Raw genomic sequence first — 17897 nt, forward strand, 5'->3', positions numbered from 1 at the left:
GGACTAGCGCCGCGCGTGGCGCCAGCTCGGCGCTGACGCATTGAGACGACGCAACCTCACCAAAACTGAAGAAATGCCACGGAACTGAGATTCCAGCCGCATTGCATCCCGTGAGACAACTGAAAGATCCCCTGGCCAGCGAAGATCAACATGTCACGCGATCTGAGACCCTGCAAGGGCCTCATTTTCCGCTGCACTTTCTCGCATGAGGCTGCATCTCGGCTGCGCTTGTGCAGCGGCTTGTGAGATCGGGTCATTCGTGTGGAAGCGCGGACTCCTGCCGCAAAACGTCCGCTGTAGCCGATGAGCGGTTGAGTTACAGGTCGGGCCAGCCGCGCTGGAGGTGGGCGAAAGCGGTGTCCAAGGCGGCGGTTGGGTCCGGTTCCGTTCCGGCGAGATCGGGGATTTCCAGGACGTAGCGGGCGAGCAGGCGGAGGGACAAGTCGTCGGCGTCACGGCCGGTCTGCTCAGCGATGGCTCGGGCGAGTGCGGTTCCGCAGCTGGTCCACAGCGCCCTGGCGTAGGCCCGTAGAGCCGGTGTGGCGATCACGAGTGCTGCGATCCTGCGCGCCTCCGGGGAAGGATCGGGGTCGAACGGACCCCGTGTGGCGAGAAAGTCCCGCAGGGCCTGCAGCACAGAAACCCCGGCCGGGCGTTGTCGCACCGCGGCTGTCAGGGCCTGCTCGCGCTCGTCGCCGTCGCCGAGGACCAGTGCCTCCTTTCCGCCGGGAAAGTGCGCGAACAGCGTGGAGACCGCAGTGTCCGCGGCGTCGGCGATCTCGGCGACGGTGACTTCGTCGAACCCCCGCTCCAGGAACAGTCGCCGGGCCGCGGCAGCCAGGGCCTGGCGGGTGGCGGCCTTCTTGCGCTCACGCCGCCCCGGTGTCCGTGTCTCCGTCTCTGCCATGGCGCCAGGGTATCAGCCAGGCAAAGTCGCTCTGAATTCGAAATCCATGCATAATCGAAGTCACTTCGACTATTGATCCGGGAGCCGAGCGCTTCCGTCCGACTGCCAACTCACGGGAGCCGACATGTCGTTTCTGACCGCAGGGCAGCACTGGGACGTTCATCGACTCCCATCGGCCGAGGGCAAGAACTTCCTGGTTACCGGCGGCAACGCGGGTATCGGCTACTTCGTCGCCGAACAACTCGCCGGCACCGGTGCCACCGTCATCCTGGGTAGCCGGGACGCCGCCAAGGCCACGGCCGCCATGACCGCGATCCGGACCCGCGTCCCCGAGGCGCGGGTGCGTCACCTCCCCTTGGACCTGGCCGATCTGGCCACGCTCAAATCTTCGGTGGATGCGCTGGAGCTGGAATGCCTCGACGCGGTCGTGTGCAACGCCGGCGTGTTGCTCGACCACCCGCGACGGTGCGAAACCCGCGACGGCCACGAGCTGATGTTCGCCACCAACCACCTGGGGCACTTCGCGTTGACCGGATGGCTGGCGCCGCTGCTGTCCGCGGCCCCCGCCGGCCGGGTCGTTACCACGGGTAGCTTCGTGGCGAAATCGGCGCGGTTGGACCTTGCCGACCTCCAGGTCACCCGCGGATACCGGCCGAAGGGCACCTACGGCCGGTCGAAGCTGGCGCAAATGCTGTTCGGCTTCGAACTCGACCGCCGTCTGCGGGCCGCGGGAGGCACGGTCATGAGCGTGGTGAACCACCCCGGCGGCGCGCTGGATTCGATCACCTCGTCCCGCCCGCCGGTCCACATCCGGACCAGAGGCCAACGCCTGCGCGGCCTGCCCGCTGGCGTCCTCCTGCAGGGCAAGGACACGGCCGCATGGCCAGCGGTCCGAGCGGTCCTCGATCCAGCCGTCCGGGGCGGGCAGTTGTGGGGCCCGCGGATGTTCGGACTTCGTGGTGAACCTCGGCTCGAGCCGGTGCGGGGAGTACTGGCCGACACCGCGCTGGCCACTCGCCTGTGGACCGCCAGCGTCGATCTCACCGGCGTCGACCCTTTCGCGCGGTAACGGTCCCCACCCACGCCGCACCGCGCCAGAACTCACCGGACCGCTGAGGAAATGCCGCGAAACTGAGACTGCTCTTGGGTGACATCACGGTGAGACAACCGAGAACCCCCAAGGGCACGCAAGATCGACATGTCACGCCCGATGAGACCCTGCAGCAGGGCCTCACGGCTGATCGTGGATTCTTGATTTGAATGGCGGACCGATGGCGGATCCGCCATCGAATTGAGACGCGAGGTGTGGCGGGGATAGATCGCCACGCGATCGTGTAGTGATCGACTGGAATCGGTCGAACTGATCAGGCTGTGTCCAGCCACTCAAGCTCCTGCCCGTGGGGTGCGGCGAGGGCGAGCGGTCAGCCGCCGAGAGCCAGGATGGAGACTGCCGGTCCATCAGCGGACAGGTTGACCATGGCAGCCACATCGGGGAGGACGCTGACCCCTTCGTTGGAAATCCAGTGTGGTCGCCGAGGCCAGGGCCACCCGGTCCCTGTCGGCTCCGGATGGCACCGCTGTGCCTTCCGCTGCGCTCCAGCAGGCCTGGTTGACCGCGATCACCGACCTGTTCGGTCTCGTCGTCCCCACCGCGGACGCGCTCGGAGCCTCAGCGGCGACCATCGCCACTCACGAGTGCTAGCGTTGGTGGCGTGAAGCGCGCTGGTCTGACTACGACGCCGGACGACGTCCCGGCGCGCTGACTGCTGTTCTCGCGAAGCTCCGGGGCGGGTGCCCCGGAGCTTCGTCGTGTGGTCACCCGCCTCATCACCGGTGAGGAGACCACCATGCACGACCACCGCAAACTCGGCCGCGAGTTGGGATTGTTCGACACCGATCCGCTGATCGGCGCGGGTCTGCCGTACTGGCTGCCCGACGGCGCTGTCGTGCGGCACACCCTGGAGGAGTACATCCGCGAAGCCGAGCGGCGGGCGGGATATCGGCACGTCTACTCGCCTGTGCTGGGCAAACGCGAGCTGTACGAGATCTCCGGGCACTGGGCGCACTACCGCGACGACATGTTCCCGCCGATGGATCTCGGTGGTGAGCAGGTCGTGCTGCGGCCGAGCCTGTGCCCGCACCACGCGGTGATCTACCGGTCCCGCTCCCACAGCTATCGGGAGCTTCCGCTGCGGCTGGCGGAGTTGGGCGGCATGTACCGCTCGGAGCTGTCCGGCGTGCTCGGTGGTTTGACCCGGGTGCGGGCGATTCAGCTCAACGACGCGCACATCTTCTGCACCTTGGAGCAGGTCGCCGACGAGGCGTCCGCCGCGCTGGAGTTGATCCGGAATGCTTATGTCGCAATGGGAATCCGGCCTGCTCGGTATCGGCTTTCGCTGGCTGGTGCAGGCGGGAAGTGCGTTGCTGCGCCGGAGAAGTGGCAGCGGGCGGCGGAGTTGCTGACCGAAGTCTTGGAGCGCAGCGGACTGGAGTACGAAGCCGTCGAGGGTGAGGCGGCGTTCTACGGCCCGAAGATCGACGTGCAGGTCGCCGACAGCGCTGGGCGTGAATCGACCCTGTCCACCGTGCAGGTCGACTTCCACCAGCCCGAGCAGTTCGACCTGCACTACATCGGTGCGGACGGAGCCAAGCACCGGCCGGTCATGGTGCACCGCAGCATCATCGGCAGCGCGGAAAGGGCCGTCGCGCACCTCATCGAGCTGCACGGCGGAGCTTTCCCGGCCTGGCTGGCACCGACCCAGCTCGTGGTGCTGCCGATCTCCGACGCCGAGCTGCCGCAGGCGGAACGTCTCGCGCAGCAGTGCCTGGAACTCGGCCTCCGCGCGGAGGTCTCAGCCAGCGGCAGCCTCGGCGCCCGCATCCGCGACGCGCGCCTGGTTCCCTACCAGGCGATCATCGGAGCGAAAGAGGCTGCGGAGGACCAGGTTTCGCTCCGCCTGCGCGACGGCCAACGCCTGAACCCCCAGCCAGCCGCTGAGGCGCTGTCCCGCATCACCGACCTGATCGCCAACCACAGCACCGCCCTCTGGAGCTGAGTCCACAGTAGACCAAAGGTCGCCGTGGCGAGGGACAATGTGCCAATTTCGCGAGAAATTGACCGTCACCCGGGTGGTCAATTTCTCGCGAAATTGACCACCACAGGCGTCACGGCCGCCGGGCGAGGATGTGCGGGGTGCGTTTGGTTGCGTCCGCTTCGCGTTCCAGGCGGGGCGTCACGGTGAAGCCGGCTTGGCGCAGGAGGGCGGTGCCGTCGCCGGTGCCGCAGCCGATGTCGGCGACCGGGTCGCCGGTCGCGCGCACGATTTGGGCGAAGGCGGAGAGCATCGCGCGCCCAAGCGGTTTCGCGTTGAGCTCCGTCTTGGAGTGGGCGGCGTACTCCTCGGCCAACGCGTCGTAGCTGGTGCGTACGGTGTTCAGGCAAGCGGGTTCGGTGACGGCTGAGGACAGCGGCGCGTCCCCTTTTTCTGGACGGGTGGCAACCGAAGGTGCCGTAGGACGTCTGGATGGGTATGAACACCCAACAGATGCGGAACGACTGGAACGCGCCGCGACCGGCTTACGGGCACAGGCCTGCGCCGCGGCGGCGTGGACGTCGCGTGCTGGGCCTGGTGCTGCTCGCGCTGGTCCTGTTCCCGCTGGTGTTCGGGGGGGTGGCTCTGGTTCCGCGTCGATTCGTCGATCAACCGGATCAGCGCCTTCCCCGACTACTCCGGTCGGCCGGCGGCGGGTTCGGGCACGAACTGGCTGGTCGTCGGCTCGGACAGCCGCGAAGGTCTGGACCCGGACACGGCGGAGAGCCTGCACGTCGGTGACGCCGACGGGCAGCGCACGGACACGATCATGATCGCGCACGTGCCGGACAACGACACGCCGTCGACGCTGATCAGCATCCCGCGCGACTCCGAGGTTCCGGTACCGGGCCAGGGGCGGACGAAGATCAACGCAGCCTTCGCCATCGGTGGTCCGGAGCTGCTGGCGCAGACCGTGGAGCAGGCGACCGGCCTGCGCATCGACCACTACGCCGAGGTCGGTTTCGGCGGCTTCGCCGGGATGGTCGACGCCGTCGGCGGTGTGGAGATGTGCCTGGACCAGGAGATGCACGACACGAAGACCGGCCAGACGCTGCCGGCCGGCTGCCAGACCCTGGACGGTGAGAAGGCGCTGACGTTCGTCCGCATGCGCTACAGCGACGCGACCCCGCGATCGGACCTCGACCGGGTGGTCAACCAGCGCAAGTTCATCGGCGCGCTGGTCCAGGAGGCCTCGAGCTTCAGCACCCTCATCAACCCGTTCAAGACCTACAGCCTGGCCGACCAAGGTGCGAACGCGCTGACGATGCTGGACTCGGACGGCACGGGTGACCTGCTGTCGCTGGCCTGGGCGATGCGCGGCATCTCCTCGGGCGGAGTGGTGACCACGACGGTCCCGGTCACCGACGTCACCGCGACCCGTTGGGACAAGGAGAAGGCCAGCGAACTGTTCGAAACCGTCGGTGCCGACCAACCGATCCGCGAGGATCTGATCACCGAGTGACACCGGGTCGCGTTCACCGCCCCTCACGAGGTCATCGGCGCGGCGGCTTCATCTCCAGCGGCACCCCGAGCAGGTTCAGGGCGTTGATCAGCGAAACCTGCGTGACGAGGTGCCCGAGCTCCGCCTCGTCCGGGAACGCCTCGCGCAGCGCGTCCCACAGCTCGTCGGTGACGCGCTCGCGCCGGGTCGCGGTCTCGGCATAGGCGAGTGCGGCCCGCTCCCGTTCGTCGAACAGTTCCGACTCCTGCCACACCGGCAGCTGGAGCAGGCGGTGCTGGTCCTCGCCGATCCGCAGCGCTTCCCGGCTGTGCATGTCGACGCAGAACACGCAGCCGTTGATCTGCGACACCCGGATCTTGACCAGCTCGCGCACCGTTTCGTCCAACGGCCCCTGCCGGATCGCCGTGTCGGCCTGGCTGAAGCCCGCGTACGGTTCGGGGGCGGTCTTGCTGAGATCCAGTCGCATGGTTCTTCCTTCCATCAGGTGTTCGTCATGGGGACGAGTCTGGGCGCGAGAACGTGACTGCGCCGAGTTTCCGGCGTTCGCTGACACGGCGCGTGACTCGAAATGCGAAGCGCGAATCGGAATCTGACCCTTTTGGGCTAGTCGTTATTACGCCAAGTCGTCCAGTAATGTCCTCCGCGTTTCCCTCTGCCGCGGGGGCTCAACCGCGGCCCGTCCCGAGAGAAGTATCGGGATTCTCCTCGTGCATCGATGCATCGATTGGAAGGTGGAGTAACCGTGTTGGTGAAGCTGGCCCGCCGCGTTCTGCTCGGTTCCGCGCTGATCGTCGGAACCGCGGTCGTTTCCGCGACAACGGCCCCGGCGCAGACCGATCTGCCCAGCGTCCTCCAACTCTCGCTGAACACCGAAGGCTCTTCGGTCCAGCGCACGGCGGTCCTGGAATGCCACCCGGCGGGCGGCTCCCACAAGTTCGCCGAAAAGGCGTGCGGCGACCTCGAACCGGTCCAGGGAGACTTCCGCGAGATGAACGCGAAGCTGGCCCGCGCGTGCACCCTGGAGTACCTGCCGGTCACGGCGAAGCTCGAGGGCAAGTGGCGGGGAAACGTGGTCAGCTACACCAAGACCTACCCCAACGCCTGCGTCCTCCAGAACGAAACCGGAGTCGTCTTCGACCTCTGATCTGCGGAATCTCCGGATTCGGGGCCAGAATGCGGCGGTCGTCGGGCAACATGAGCGCATGCCGAACGAGCCCAGGTGCGAGCGGCGCGAACTCCCGCTGGGCCAGTGCGAACACACCCGACGACTGCCGCGACCCTAGAGCTCAAGGCCCACCGCCGCTGCAAGGACTGCGAGTACCTGCTCTAACCTCAGCCACCGAATAGGGTGCTGCAACAGCAGTTCTGAGCAGGAAGGTGCCGGGTGCAGGAGATCGAGTGGGCCGACTTCGAGAAGGTCGAGCTGCGGGTGGGCACGATCGTGGAAGCCAAGCCCAACGAGAAGGCCCGAAAACCCGCCTACGTGCTGAAAGTCGACCTCGGCGAAGAACTCGGCATGAAGGCGTCCAGCGCCCAGATCACCGACCACTACGAACCGGAAGACCTCCAAGGCCGCCAGGTCTTGTGCGTCTGCAACTTTGCCCCGAAGCGCATCGCAGGAGTGAAGTCAGAAGTCCTGGTAACCGGAGCCCACGACGAAAACGGCAACGTGGTCCTGGCCGACTTCGCCCACCCGGTCCCCAACGGCACCCGCCTCCTGTGACGCCGCCGCGCCAAGATTCCCAACTTTAGGGAAATTTGGAAACCCAACCGCACGCCCGCGCACGAACCCCAGGAGCTGACCAGATGACGATGCCGTTCCCAGAACCAACAACCCCAGCGGCATCCCGAGCCGAGGTCTTCACCAACTACCTCGACTTCTTCCGCTCCCGGGTGATCGACAAGGTCCAAGGTCTACCCGACCACGAACTCCGCAACAGCCGAGTGCCGTCGAACTGGACCCCGCTGGAACTGGTGAAGCACCTGACCTACGTGGAACTCCGCTGGATCGAATGGGGATTCCAAGGCCAAAACGTCGAAAACCCCTGGGGCGACAGGAAAGACGACCGCTGGCACGTAGAACCATCAGAAACCAAAGAAGAACTCCTGCAAAACCTACACACACAAGGCCGCCACACCACCACGGTCATCGAGAACACGAACCTCTCGAAACCAGGCCAACCAGGCCCCCGCTGGCGGGGCCAAGACCCGGCAACCCTGGAACGAATCCTCTTCCACCTACTCCAGGAATACGCCCGCCACCTAGGCCACCTAGACATCATCACGGAACAGGCCACCACGAACTCCGGCGAGTAAAGCCGACAAACCCAGCAAGTGCGAGTGCGAAAGCACGAGCAACAACCAACCCGCAGAGCCACGAAGCCACGAAAAGCTGGTGGGTAAGCAGGCCGGGTACACCACCCAGCGCAAGGAGCAAGCGATACGCAACCCCCGCACCGTGGGGGGCTTGGGGGGTTCGAACCCCCCAATAAAATGGCGAAGGAGCCGCGGCTTGCGTTCTCCGCAAGCACACGACTCCCAGCTCCGAGCGGATGACGGGAATCGAACCCGCGTTCTCAGCTTGGGAAGCTGATGTTCTACCATTGAACTACATCCGCGTTACCCCTTGTTCGAGGCGTGCACAGCCTAACACGGTGGGGTGCGAAGATCGCAGGTGGGCTCCCGATACGCTGTGGGTGTGTTGCTGAGTGACCGGGACCTGCGCAAAGAGCTCGACGAGGGCCGTCTCGAACTTGATCCGTTCGACGCCACGATGATCCAGCCGTCGAGCATCGACGTGCGGTTGGACCGATTTTTCCGGGTCTTCGACAACACCCGGTACACGCACATCGATCCGTCCAAGCAGCAGGACGAGCTGACGTCACTGGTGGAGACGCCCGACGACGACCCGTTCGTGTTGCATCCGGGTGAGTTCGTGCTCGGGTCGACGTTCGAGGCCGTGCGGCTGCCGGACGATCTGGCCGGTCGCCTGGAGGGCAAGTCGTCGCTGGGGCGACTGGGCTTGCTGACGCATTCCACCGCGGGGTTCATCGACCCCGGGTTCTCGGGGCACATCACCCTGGAGCTGTCGAACGTGGCGAATCTGCCGATCACGTTGTGGCCGGGGATGAAGATCGGGCAGCTGTGCTTGTTCCGCCTGTCGAGTCCTGCCGACTTCCCGTACGGGTCGAAGGAGGCCGGCTCGCGGTACCAGGGCCAGCGGGGTCCGACGCCGTCGCGGGCGCACCTGAACTTCAAGCGTGCCGAAACCAAGCGGTGACTCTCCGTAGCCGAGTTTGATCCTGTTTTGCCTGTTGGTGGCATAGATCACCGAGGAATCCTGCATTTTTGATGACGGTGAGCTACTTCACCCTGAATCGAATAAGCAAGTTGGGGGTTCAGAACTTACGATCCCCCCGCCCGGCGTTCTGGAACGATTCGCAACGGAGCGGTCGACGTGCGGGCAGCAGGAGTACTCGATGTCCGCATTGCAATCGCGTGCCTCGGGCGCTGCCACCGAGCACCTCGGGCGCGTGGTGATGATCGCCGGAGCTGCCGCGCTCGGCGGATTCCTCTTCGGCTACGACACTTCGGTGATCAACGGCGGCGTGGATGCCATCCAGCAGCACTTCAACGTCGGCCCTGCGCTGACCGGCCTGACCGTTTCCTCCGCGCTGCTCGGCTCTGCCGTCGGCGCCGGGGTTGCCGGCGGGTTGGCCGACAGGGTCGGCCGGATCCGGGTCATGCAGATGGCCGCGATCCTGTTCATCATCAGCGCCGTCGGTTCGGCTCTGCCGTTCGCGATCTGGGACCTGGCGCTCTGGCGGGTCGTCGGCGGTGTCGCGGTCGGTATCGCTTCGGTGATCGCGCCGGCTTACATCGCCGAGGTGGCACCCGCCGCCTATCGCGGGCGGTTGGGCTCGTTGCAGCAGTTGGCGATCGTGCTCGGTATCGCGATCTCGCAGCTGGTGAACTACGCCTTGGCGCAGGCCGCGGGTGGTAGCGCGTCCGGGATGCTCGGGCCGTTGCAGGCCTGGCAGTGGATGCTCGCCGCCGCTCTGGTGCCCGCGGTGATCTACCTGGTGGTCGCCTCGACGATCCCGGAGTCGCCGCGCTACCTGGTGGCCGTCGGCAAGATCGACCGGGCGCGCGAGGTGTTGGCGCAGGTCGACCCGGGTGACCCGGACGAGAAGGTCGCCGAGATCAAGTCCGCGCTGGGCGGGGAGCGCAAGCCGCGGTTGAGCGATCTGCGCGGCAAGCTCGGCCTGCTGCCGATCGTGTGGATCGGCATGGCGATCGCTGCGCTTCAGCAGTTCGTCGGCATCAACGTGATCTTCTACTACTCGTCGTCGCTGTGGCACTCGGTCGGCTTCGACGAGAGCAATTCCCTGCTGCTGAGCCTGTTCACCTCGATCGTGAACATCATCGGCACCTTCGTGGCCATCGCGCTGGTTGACAAGATCGGCCGCAAGCCGCTGCTGGTGATCGGTTCGCTGGGCATGGCTGTGTCGCTGGCGGTGACCGGTTGGGCGTTCAGCTTCGCCCAGGTCGTCGGCGAGGACGCGCAGCTGCCGTACGAGTGGGGCGTTGTCGCGCTGATCTCGGCGAGCGCGTTCGTGCTGTTCTTCGCCGCGTCGTGGGGCGTGGTGATGTGGGTGCTGCTGGGCGAGATGTTCCCGACGCGCATCCGCGCCGCCGCGTTGGCCCTGAGCACAGCGACGAACTGGATCGCCAACTGGCTGGTGACGGTGAGCTTCCCGAGCATGCGGGACTGGAACCTGCCGGTCACGTACTTCATCTACGCCGGGTTCGCGCTGATCTCGGTGGTCTTCGTGGTGAAGTACCTGAAGGAGACCAACGGCCGCTCCCTGGAGGAAATGGGCAGCTGACAAAGCCTGTTTCCAAGCTCGTTCTGACAAGAGCAAAGGCATTCGTCGAGGGGCGTCCCGTTCGGGGCGCCCCTCGACTTTTTTCGCCGGGTTCGGGAACAACTCGGGCTGCTTGCGCGTATTAGTTACCGTACAACGTACGAAGGAGCGTGCATGGCCTCTCCCGACATCACCCCGCACCGGCTCGAAACCCCGCAGCAGGACCTCGGCGACCTGCGGGAACGCCTGGCCCGCGTCCGCTGGCCCGACGAGGTGCCCGGCCTCGGCTGGAGCTACGGCCCGCCGCTGGACTACCTGCGGGAGCTGGTGGAGTACTGGCGCGATGACTACGACTGGCGCGCGCAGGAAGCGCGGCTGAACGCATTCCCGCAGTTCACGACCGAGATCGACGGAGCGAACATTCACTTCCTGCACGTCCGCTCGTCGCGGCCGGACGCGCTTCCGCTGCTCATCACGCACGGCTGGCCGAGCTCGGTCGCGGAGTACCTGGACGTCGTCGAACCGCTCACCGAGGCCGGGTTCCACCTGGTCATCCCGTCGCTGCCGGGGTACGGGCTGTCCGGTCCGACGACCTCGGTGGGTTGGGGTGCCGAGCGAATCGCGCGGGCTTGGGCGGAGCTGATGAGCCGCCTCGGCTACGAGCGGTACGGCTTGCAGGGCGGCGACTGGGGCACGTGGATCTCGCGCACGGTGGCGATCAACGAACCGGACCGCGTGATCGGACTGCACACCAACGGCATGATCACCTTCCCGACCGGTGACCCGAACGAGATGGCGGAGCTGACCGACGTCGACCACGCGCGGATGGGCAGGTGGCAGCGCTACACCGACGAGCTGTACGGCTACAAGCTGATCCAGTCGACGAAACCGCAGGCGCTGGCGTACTCGCTGGCCGATTCCCCGGTGGGGCTGCTGGGCTGGATCGTCGGGGTGCTCAAGGAATGGACCGACTGCGAGGACACCCCGGAGGACGCCATCGACCGCGACCGGATTCTGACCACGGTGATGCTCTACTGGCTCACCAACACGGCGTGCTCGGCGGCACGGTCCTTTGTGGAGACTCCGGACAACTCCGAGAAGGCGGAGGAGGAAGGCGTGATGGAGCAGCTGAGCAAGGGAACGGTCCCGCACGGAGTGGCGGTGTTCCCGAAGGACGTCCTCGCGCCGGTGCGCCCATTCGCGGAGCGCCTCAACAACATCGTCCGCTGGACGGAGTACGACCGCGGCGGAACCTTCCCAGCGATGGAACAACCGGACCTCTATGTCCGCGACGTGCAGGAGTTCTTCGCGACCCTGCGACGTCGAGCAGCCGTTGCGGCTGATCGCTGTGCTGGACGAGGTCATGCTGGGACGTCCGGTTGGTGGGCCGGATGTGATGCGCAAGCAACTGAAGCACATGCTGCGCGTGGTCGAGGATGATCAGGCCGAACTCACCGTGATCGGCAGGAAGCCGGTCCGCACCTGGGAGTGGGCGGCGCGTTCACGCTCCTCAGCTTTCCTGAACCAGAGGATCAGGACGTGCTCTACATGTTCGCTGGGCCTGCGGTGGCTGTGCGGGACTCCAAGGATCCTGACGGCCCGGTGCTGGCGTTCCCGGCGTCGTCTTGGTCGGCCTTCCTGGCGCGGGTTGCTGAGCGGCGCGCGGAGTCCTGACTCGACGTGGGCCGTCCCAAATTTCCCTAAATTTGGGAGCCTCCTGGCGCTGCGTCGCTCGGTTGGGCGACAAGTGGTCAATTTCGCGAGAAATTGGGCCAGCCCTTCGCCTGACCGCCGGCCCCCAAGGTGGCGCTTCGCGCCGCTGTCATTTGGACCCGGGTGACGGTCAATTTCTCGCGAAATTGACCTCTTTCCTGGCTGAGGCCTCGGGCGGTGCTGCTGCTGGGGGATGTTGGGTTGGACCAGGCGAAGGCCATCGCGATTGCTAGGACCAGGGCGCTGAGCAGGAGGAGTAGCCAGGGCGGGAGGTTCTGGGGCTTCGCGCTGAAAGGGCGGATGTTGTCGTCCAAGCCCAGGGGCTCGATGATCGCGCGGATGCCACTGTTGACCTCGGCGACTTCGTTGGCCAGGGCGCGGCAGCGCTCGCAGTCGTGCAGGTGGGATTGGACGATGAGCTCGTCGCGCTTCGACAGCGCGTTGCGGGCCCAGCCACCCAGGCGGTCGATCACCGTTCGGCAGCGCTGGTCGGACACCTCTGCCAGGTGCGCGTTCAGGTACTCGCGGCGCAGGCCTTCCCGTGCGCGGTAGGACAGCGAGGACACGGCATTGGGGCGCAGGCCGAGCAGCGGGGCGGCTTCGGCGGGGGTTCGGCCTTTGATCTCGGTGTGCCAGAGGACCTTCTGCCAGTTCGCCGGTAGGCGGGAGAAGGCCTTCGCCGCGAGCGAGCGCTCCGCCGCGTCCACCGCTGAGTTCTCGACAGGATCCACCGAGTCGTGGCAGGCCAAGGTCTGGACGTCCTCGACGAGCTGGACCTTCTTGGCGGAACGGGAGCGGTCGTAGGCGAGGTTCCGCAGCGTCGTCAGCAGGTACGCGCGGAACGCGGTGGTGGGTCCGCCGCCTGTGTTGAGGCTGTCGAGGACGTTGGCGAAGGCCTCGGAGACGAGGTCGTCGGTTTCGGTCTCGGAGCGCGAGAACTGCCGCGCCGTCTTGTAGGCAGCGCGGACGTGCCGCTGGTAGAGCTGCCCGTACGCGCCCTTCTCCCCGGAACGAACCAGCTCGACCAGTTCGGCGTCGCTGGGCTCGGGCGTCTCGGCCATCATTCCTCCGCATTCGGTGCCTGTCGATACCGGGACCGACGAGCGGCTGGCATATGACGCGAGAATCGGCAACTCGATGCGCATGTCCGATTACCGTGGGGACTGATCTCGTGGGGGTGCGATGGACCAGCAACCGACCAACGTCCGCAACGTCCTCGGTGACCGCATCGGCCAGGCGGTGCAGGCCGGGCAGATCCACGGCGGCGTGAACTTCTACATGACTCCCGGTGCTGGCCCAGGGCTCGGCTCGGTAACTCCGCCGACGGCTTCGCACGACGTGCGCGGGCGCGATGACCTGGTCGAATCGGTCGTCGAAGCGCTGAGCGGGCAGGGCTGCGTCGTGCTGCACGGTGCTGGTGGTTACGGCAAGACCACGGTCGCGCAGCGCATGGTGGCGGATCTCGACGTGGAGACGTGGTGGGTCGACGCGTCGTCCGACGCGAGCCTGCACGAGGGGTTGCGCGAGGTCGCGCTGCGCGCGGGCGCGGATCCGGAAGAGGTGCACCGAGCTTGGGAAGGGCTTGGGCTGGCGCCTGATCTGCTGTGGCGGCAGCTGAGCCTGCGAGAGACCCGGTGGCTGCTGGTGCTGGACAACGCCGATGACGCGAGCGTGCTCGGCGCTGGGCGACCGGTCGCCGAGGGGACTGGCTGGCTGCGGACGTCCAAGAGCGGTGCTGTGCTGATCACCAGCCGAGATGGAAACCCGCAGGTCTGGGGAGACCTCGCACAGCTCCAAGCGGTCGGGCCGTTGGCGTCCGGAGCCGGCGCGCAGGTGTTGCTGGACCGCGCGCCGACCGCCGGAACTTTCGAGCAGGCGGGGGAACTGGCGGAACGGCTGGGCGGATTGCCGCTCGCCCTGCACTCGGCTGGCCAGTACCTGTCGGTCGCCGCCACCATGCCGCGGGTTCCGGGCCTCGAGCTGCCGGTCGATTTCAACAGCTACCGGATTGCGCTGGACGAACGTTGGCCGGAGGTGACCGAACTTCCGGGCGCGCCACATTCGCAGCGAGAGGTGTTGGACCGCACCTGGGAGCTGTCGCTGGACCTGCTCACCGAACGCGGCCATCCGATGGCCCGGCCGCTGCTCCGGGCGTTGTCTCAGTTCGCCGCTGCCCCGATCCCGCTCGAACTGCTCATCGCAGAAGTCCTCGCCAGGGCACCGGAGTTCGACGGACTTACCGCGCTGGAGCTGGCCGCCGTGCTCGGCGCGCTGTCTGGGGTCGGGCTCGTCGAAACGACGACCCACGGCGAGGAGGCGATCCCCGTCCTCCGCCTGCACCCGGTCATCCGCGAGACGAACCGCCACCAGGGCGACGAGTTCGAGCAAGCCTCGTACGTGGGGCGGTTCATCGTGATGCTGGCGAGCGCAGTGCTCACCGTCGACCCCGAGGATCACGCGAATTGGCCGTGCTGGCGGCTCCTGCTTCCGCACTGCGCACGCTTGGCCGTCCTCGCCGATCAGGACGGCGAACTCCGCGAAGCGCTGCCGGAGGAAATCGGGGACATGTGCATCAAGGCGGCGAAGTTCTGCAACGAGACGGCGCAGTTCGCCCAAGCCCGAGACCTCCTCGAGCTGGCATTGGTGTGCTATCGCGAAGAATTGGGGGACGAGCACCGGCGCACCCTGACCGCGCGGAACAACCTCGCCGGGGTGTTGCAGGAGCAGGGTGAGCACGAGCAGGCCGAGGCGGAGTTCCGGGAGGTGCTCGAGTTGTCCGTCCAGGTCCACGGCGAGGCGCATCCCGGATCACTGGCGGCGCGGAGCAACTTGGCCGGGATGCTGTGGGATCGAGGTGAGGCGCAGGCGGCGGAGGCGGAGTTCCGCACGGCTCTGGAGCTGTCGTCCCAGGCCGTCGGGGAGGAGCATCCGCAGACCTTGGCCTTTCGCGGGAACCTGGCCGTCATGCTGCGTGATTGCGGCGAACTGGCGCAGGCCGAGGCGGAGCTGCGCGAGGTGCTCCGGCTGCAGCTGAGAGCTCGCGGGGAGTCCGACGTCGTGGTCTGGATGATCCGGAACAGCCTGGCCCTCGTGCTGTGCGACCGAGGCGACTTCGAGCAGGCCGAAGCGGAGTATCGCGCACTGCTCGCCCCAGCCACCCGGCTGCTCGGGGAGGAGAACCCGAACACCTTGATCCTCCGGCACAACCTGGCGCAGGTGCTGATGGAGCGGGGCGAGCGCGCCGAAGCTGAGGTGGAGTACCGGAGGGTGTGGGAGCTCCGGTGCCAGGTCTTCGGGGAGCGGCACCCGGACACCCGCTTGGCGAAGAAGAGGCTGGACGCCCTGTCCTGAGAGCAAGAAGGGCGCCTCCCGTGTGGGAGACGCCCTTCGTTGGTTGCTGGGGTCAGCTGCCGGTCGTTGCGGTGTCTTCGGAGTCCTTGTTCTCGCCGCGCTTGACTGCGGAGAGGAGGAGCTGGGCGACGTCGACGACCTCGACCGACTCGGAGGCGACCTTCTCGCTCTGGCGGGCCGTGAGGCCGTCGGAGAGCATCACCTTGCAGAACGGGCAGCCGGTCGCGATCTTCGACGGTGCCGTGCCCAGGGCCTCGTCCACGCGCTCGACGTTGATGCGCTTGCCGATGCGCTCTTCCATCCACATCCGGGCGCCGCCGGCGCCGCAGCACATGGAGCGGTCGGCGTGGCGGGGCATCTCGCGGAAGGTCGCGCCGGAGGCTCCGACCAGGTCGCGCGGCGGGGTGTAGACCTTGTTGTGGCGGCCCAGGTAGCAGGGGTCGTGGTAGGTGACGTCCTCGGCGACCGGGGCGACCGGGGTCAGGCGCTTCTCGCGGACCAGCTTGTTCAGCAGCTGGGTGTGGTGGACGACCTCGAAGTCGCCGCCGAGCTCCGAGTACTCGTTGGCCAGCGAGTTGAAGCAGTGCGCGCAGGTCGCGACGATCTTGCGCTTGCCCGGTTCGCGGCCCTCGAACACCGAGTTCAGCACCTCGACGTTCTGCTGGGCGAGCATCTGGAAGATGAACTCGTTGCCCGCGCGCCGCGCCGGGTCACCGGTGCAGGTCTCCTCCGGGCCGAGCACCGTGTACTTCACGCCGGCCATGTGCAGCAGCTCGGCCACGGCCTGGGTGGTCTTCTTCGCGCGGTCCTCGAAGGCGCCGGCGCAGCCGACCCAGAACAGGTACTCCACGTCGTCGGCGAGTTCGCCGTCGAAGACCGGCACCTCGAAGTCCAGGCCCTCGGTCCAGGCCAGGCGGTCCTTGGCGTTCTGGCCCCAGGGGTTGCCCTTGTTCTCCAGGTTCTTGAACATCCCGCCCAGCTCGGTCGGGAAGTTCGACTCGATCATCACCTGGTAGCGGCGCATGTCGACGATGTGGTCGACGTGCTCGATGTCCACCGGGCACTGCTCGACACAAGCACCGCAGCTGGTGCAGGACCACAGGACGTCCGGGTCGATGACGCCCATTTCCTCGGGGCCGCCGATCAGCGGGCGCTCGGCCTCGGCCAGCGCCAGCGCGTCGATCTTGGCCAGGCGGGCCTCGGCGTCGTCACCGGTGATGCCGACCTCGTCGCCTGCCATGTCCTTGCTGCCACCGGCCAGCAGGTACGGGGCCTTGGCGTAGGCGTGGTCGCGCAGCGAGGTGATCATCAGCTTCGGGGACAGCGGCTTGCCGGTGTTCCACGCCGGGCACTGCGACTGGCAACGACCGCACTCGGTGCAGGTGGTGAAGTCCAGCCAGCCCTTCCAGGAGAAGTCCTCGACCTTGCCGGCGCCGAACACGTCGGTGTCCGGGTCGGCCTCCTCGAAGTCCAGCGGCTTGCCGCCCGACATCATCGGCTTGACCGCGCCCAGCGCGACGTCGCCGTCGTCCTCGCGCTTGAAGTAGATGTTGAAGAACGCGCTGAACCGGTGCCAGGCGACGCCCATCGTCATGGTGCGGGCGACCACGATCAGCCAGACGGTCGCGCTCATCAGCTTGATGAAGGCGAAGACCGAGACCAGGTTCTCGCTGGCCGGCAGCAGGGAGCCGATCGGGCCGGAGACGAACTCGGCCCACAGCGGGATCTCGTGCACGCCCAGCGCGGACTTCGCGGCGCGCACGCCGATGATGCCGATGCCCTCGATCAGGACGACGGCCTCGATGAAGTAGGCCCACTTGAAGTTGGAGCCCTGGAAGCGCGAGACGCGGTCGGCGCGGCGCGGGTGGTTGAGCTGGCGGATGACGATCAGCACCAGGATGCCGACTATGGTGCCGACGCCCAGGACCTCCATCAGCAGGTGGAAGACCGCCAGGTCGTCGAGGATCGGCCAACCCCAGGTCGGTACGAAGACCTCGCCGTAGGCCTCGAACAGGGCCAGCGAGCCGAGCAGGAAGCCCCACATCACCAGCCAGTGCCAGATGCCGACGTTGCGGAACTTGTTCATCCGCGTGTGCGCGGCGAACTCCTTGACCAGGGTCGCCAGGCGGGCCATGACCGGGCCGTTGCGGGTGTCATCCGGCTGCCCGAGGCGGATGATCCGCACGAACCGGGCGATGGTCGCGGCGAACATGCTCCACGCGACGACGCCGAGCGCGACCGAGATCGCGCCAAGCGTGATCTGAACAGCACCCATGCTCGCGGCCTCCTGTTTCGAGGGGGTTGTCCGTTCGGGCAGCGTACGCCCTGTTACCCATCGGTAACTACAGGGGCCGTGCGCGTATTGGCAACAGTCGGTGATTCTGCGAGACCGCCGCGCGAAAAACTAGTTGTTCAATCGTTCAGCTTTATCGGATAGCCTAGCTCCGTCGGTTGCGGATGGCGCGGGTCGCCGTTGCTGGAGTCATCCGAGTTGTTCCTGTTGA

At 66.7% G+C, this 17897-nt stretch carries 16 protein-coding genes, 1 tRNA gene and 2 pseudogenes; 13 read left to right on the top strand and 6 right to left on the bottom strand.

Going from position 1 to position 17897, the window contains the following annotated elements; genetic code table 11:
- Positions 1-316: 316 nt before the first annotated feature.
- Entirely contained in the window at positions 317-907 is a 591-nt protein-coding gene (locus ACWCO2_RS15480) for a TetR/AcrR family transcriptional regulator (RefSeq protein ID WP_450128391.1), read from the bottom strand.
- Positions 908-1031: 124 nt separating this feature from the next.
- Between ACWCO2_RS15480 and ACWCO2_RS15485 the strand changes: the two genes are divergently transcribed.
- From ACWCO2_RS15485 to thrS, 3 genes are all read left to right on the top strand, one after another.
- Positions 1032-1976 (top strand): SDR family NAD(P)-dependent oxidoreductase, encoded by a 945-nt coding sequence (locus ACWCO2_RS15485; RefSeq protein WP_450128392.1) that lies wholly within the window; start codon positions 1032-1034, stop codon positions 1974-1976.
- A 510-nt stretch (positions 1977-2486) separates the two neighbouring features.
- Positions 2487-2609, top strand: a complete 123-nt coding sequence (locus tag ACWCO2_RS15490; protein WP_450128393.1) for a hypothetical protein — start codon at positions 2487-2489, stop codon at positions 2607-2609.
- Between the two features lie 64 nt (positions 2610-2673).
- A complete protein-coding gene (gene thrS / locus ACWCO2_RS15495) occupies positions 2674-3963 on the top strand; it encodes a threonine--tRNA ligase (RefSeq protein ID WP_450128427.1) in 1290 nt (429 codons plus the stop codon).
- Positions 3964-4072: 109 nt separating this feature from the next.
- Here the strand turns inward: thrS and ACWCO2_RS15500 are convergent, their stop codons facing one another.
- Positions 4073-4315, bottom strand: coding sequence for a hypothetical protein (locus ACWCO2_RS15500; protein WP_450128394.1), 243 nt, complete (start codon positions 4313-4315; stop codon positions 4073-4075).
- A gap of 198 nt (positions 4316-4513) precedes the next feature.
- On the opposite strand from ACWCO2_RS15500, the gene ACWCO2_RS15505 reads away from it, so the two are divergent.
- Positions 4514-5461 carry an LCP family protein gene (locus ACWCO2_RS15505; RefSeq protein WP_450128395.1) on the top strand — a complete coding sequence of 316 codons (948 nt, stop codon included), beginning with the start codon at positions 4514-4516 and terminating at the stop codon, positions 5459-5461.
- Positions 5462-5492: 31 nt separating this feature from the next.
- Here the strand turns inward: ACWCO2_RS15505 and ACWCO2_RS15510 are convergent, their stop codons facing one another.
- Positions 5493-5927 carry a carboxymuconolactone decarboxylase family protein gene (locus tag ACWCO2_RS15510; RefSeq protein ID WP_450128396.1) on the bottom strand — a complete coding sequence of 145 codons (435 nt, stop codon included), beginning with the start codon at positions 5925-5927 and terminating at the stop codon, positions 5493-5495.
- Positions 5928-6203: 276 nt separating this feature from the next.
- On the opposite strand from ACWCO2_RS15510, the gene ACWCO2_RS15515 reads away from it, so the two are divergent.
- The 3 genes from ACWCO2_RS15515 to ACWCO2_RS15525 all read left to right on the top strand — a co-directional run bounded on the left by ACWCO2_RS15515 (position 6204) and on the right by ACWCO2_RS15525 (position 7777).
- A complete protein-coding gene (locus ACWCO2_RS15515) occupies positions 6204-6605 on the top strand; it encodes an SSI family serine proteinase inhibitor (RefSeq protein ID WP_450128397.1) in 402 nt (133 codons plus the stop codon).
- Between the two features lie 240 nt (positions 6606-6845).
- Complete coding sequence (locus tag ACWCO2_RS15520) at positions 6846-7184, top strand: tRNA-binding protein (protein ID WP_450128398.1); 339 nt, start codon at positions 6846-6848, stop codon at positions 7182-7184.
- An 83-nt stretch (positions 7185-7267) separates the two neighbouring features.
- The gene (locus tag ACWCO2_RS15525) at positions 7268-7777 is read left to right on the top strand and encodes a mycothiol transferase (RefSeq protein WP_450128399.1); all 510 of its coding nucleotides are present in this window, start codon (positions 7268-7270) and stop codon (positions 7775-7777) included.
- A gap of 231 nt (positions 7778-8008) precedes the next feature.
- Here ACWCO2_RS15525 and ACWCO2_RS15530 read toward each other — a convergent pair.
- Positions 8009-8079: transfer RNA gene (locus ACWCO2_RS15530), tRNA-Gly, on the bottom strand.
- 80 nt (positions 8080-8159) lie between these two features.
- On the opposite strand from ACWCO2_RS15530, the gene dcd reads away from it, so the two are divergent.
- The 5 genes and pseudogenes from dcd to ACWCO2_RS15555 all read left to right on the top strand — a co-directional run bounded on the left by dcd (position 8160) and on the right by ACWCO2_RS15555 (position 12003).
- Positions 8160-8741, top strand: coding sequence for a dCTP deaminase (gene dcd / locus ACWCO2_RS15535; RefSeq protein WP_450128400.1), 582 nt, complete (start codon positions 8160-8162; stop codon positions 8739-8741).
- A 199-nt stretch (positions 8742-8940) separates the two neighbouring features.
- Positions 8941-10350, top strand: coding sequence for a sugar porter family MFS transporter (locus ACWCO2_RS15540; protein ID WP_450128401.1), 1410 nt, complete (start codon positions 8941-8943; stop codon positions 10348-10350).
- A 153-nt stretch (positions 10351-10503) separates the two neighbouring features.
- Positions 10504-11649 (top strand): annotated as a pseudogene (locus ACWCO2_RS15545) (epoxide hydrolase family protein); the annotation flags it as partial.
- Positions 11612-11734, top strand: a pseudogene (locus ACWCO2_RS15550) (hypothetical protein); the annotation flags it as partial. The pseudogenes ACWCO2_RS15545 and ACWCO2_RS15550, both read left to right, overlap by 38 nt.
- Positions 11735-11877: 143 nt before the next feature.
- On the top strand, positions 11878-12003 hold the full coding sequence (locus ACWCO2_RS15555) for a DUF397 domain-containing protein (protein WP_450128428.1): 126 nt from the start codon (positions 11878-11880) through the stop codon (positions 12001-12003).
- Between the two features lie 77 nt (positions 12004-12080).
- Here ACWCO2_RS15555 and ACWCO2_RS15560 read toward each other — a convergent pair whose 3' ends face one another.
- A complete protein-coding gene (locus ACWCO2_RS15560) occupies positions 12081-13103 on the bottom strand; it encodes a sigma-70 family RNA polymerase sigma factor (RefSeq protein ID WP_450128402.1) in 1023 nt (340 codons plus the stop codon).
- 121 nt (positions 13104-13224) lie between these two features.
- Between ACWCO2_RS15560 and ACWCO2_RS15565 the strand changes: the two genes are divergently transcribed.
- The gene (locus ACWCO2_RS15565; RefSeq protein WP_450128403.1) at positions 13225-15393 is read left to right on the top strand and encodes a tetratricopeptide repeat protein; all 2169 of its coding nucleotides are present in this window, start codon (positions 13225-13227) and stop codon (positions 15391-15393) included.
- 52 nt (positions 15394-15445) lie between these two features.
- Here the strand turns inward: ACWCO2_RS15565 and ACWCO2_RS15570 are convergent, their stop codons facing one another.
- Complete coding sequence (locus ACWCO2_RS15570; protein ID WP_450128404.1) at positions 15446-17668, bottom strand: (Fe-S)-binding protein; 2223 nt, start codon at positions 17666-17668, stop codon at positions 15446-15448.
- Positions 17669-17897 lie beyond the last annotated feature (229 nt).

The sequence above is a fragment of the Saccharopolyspora sp. NPDC002376 genome, from assembly GCF_053593195.1.

Excerpts from the sequence above, each read along its gene's own strand:
- ACWCO2_RS15480 (WP_450128391.1), bottom strand. The coding sequence starts at position 907 with ATGGCAGAGACGGAGACACGGACACCGGGGCGGCGTGAGCGCAAGAAG.
- ACWCO2_RS15485 (WP_450128392.1), top strand. The coding sequence starts at position 1,032 with ATGTCGTTTCTGACCGCAGGGCAGCACTGGGACGTTCATCGACTCCCA.
- ACWCO2_RS15510 (WP_450128396.1), bottom strand. The coding sequence starts at position 5,927 with ATGCGACTGGATCTCAGCAAGACCGCCCCCGAACCGTACGCGGGCTTC.
- ACWCO2_RS15525 (WP_450128399.1), top strand. The coding sequence starts at position 7,268 with ATGACGATGCCGTTCCCAGAACCAACAACCCCAGCGGCATCCCGAGCC.
- ACWCO2_RS15540 (WP_450128401.1), top strand. The coding sequence starts at position 8,941 with ATGTCCGCATTGCAATCGCGTGCCTCGGGCGCTGCCACCGAGCACCTC.
- ACWCO2_RS15555 (WP_450128428.1), top strand. The coding sequence starts at position 11,878 with ATGTTCGCTGGGCCTGCGGTGGCTGTGCGGGACTCCAAGGATCCTGAC.
- ACWCO2_RS15560 (WP_450128402.1), bottom strand. The coding sequence starts at position 13,103 with ATGGCCGAGACGCCCGAGCCCAGCGACGCCGAACTGGTCGAGCTGGTT.
- ACWCO2_RS15565 (WP_450128403.1), top strand. The coding sequence starts at position 13,225 with ATGGACCAGCAACCGACCAACGTCCGCAACGTCCTCGGTGACCGCATC.
- ACWCO2_RS15570 (WP_450128404.1), bottom strand. The coding sequence starts at position 17,668 with ATGGGTGCTGTTCAGATCACGCTTGGCGCGATCTCGGTCGCGCTCGGC.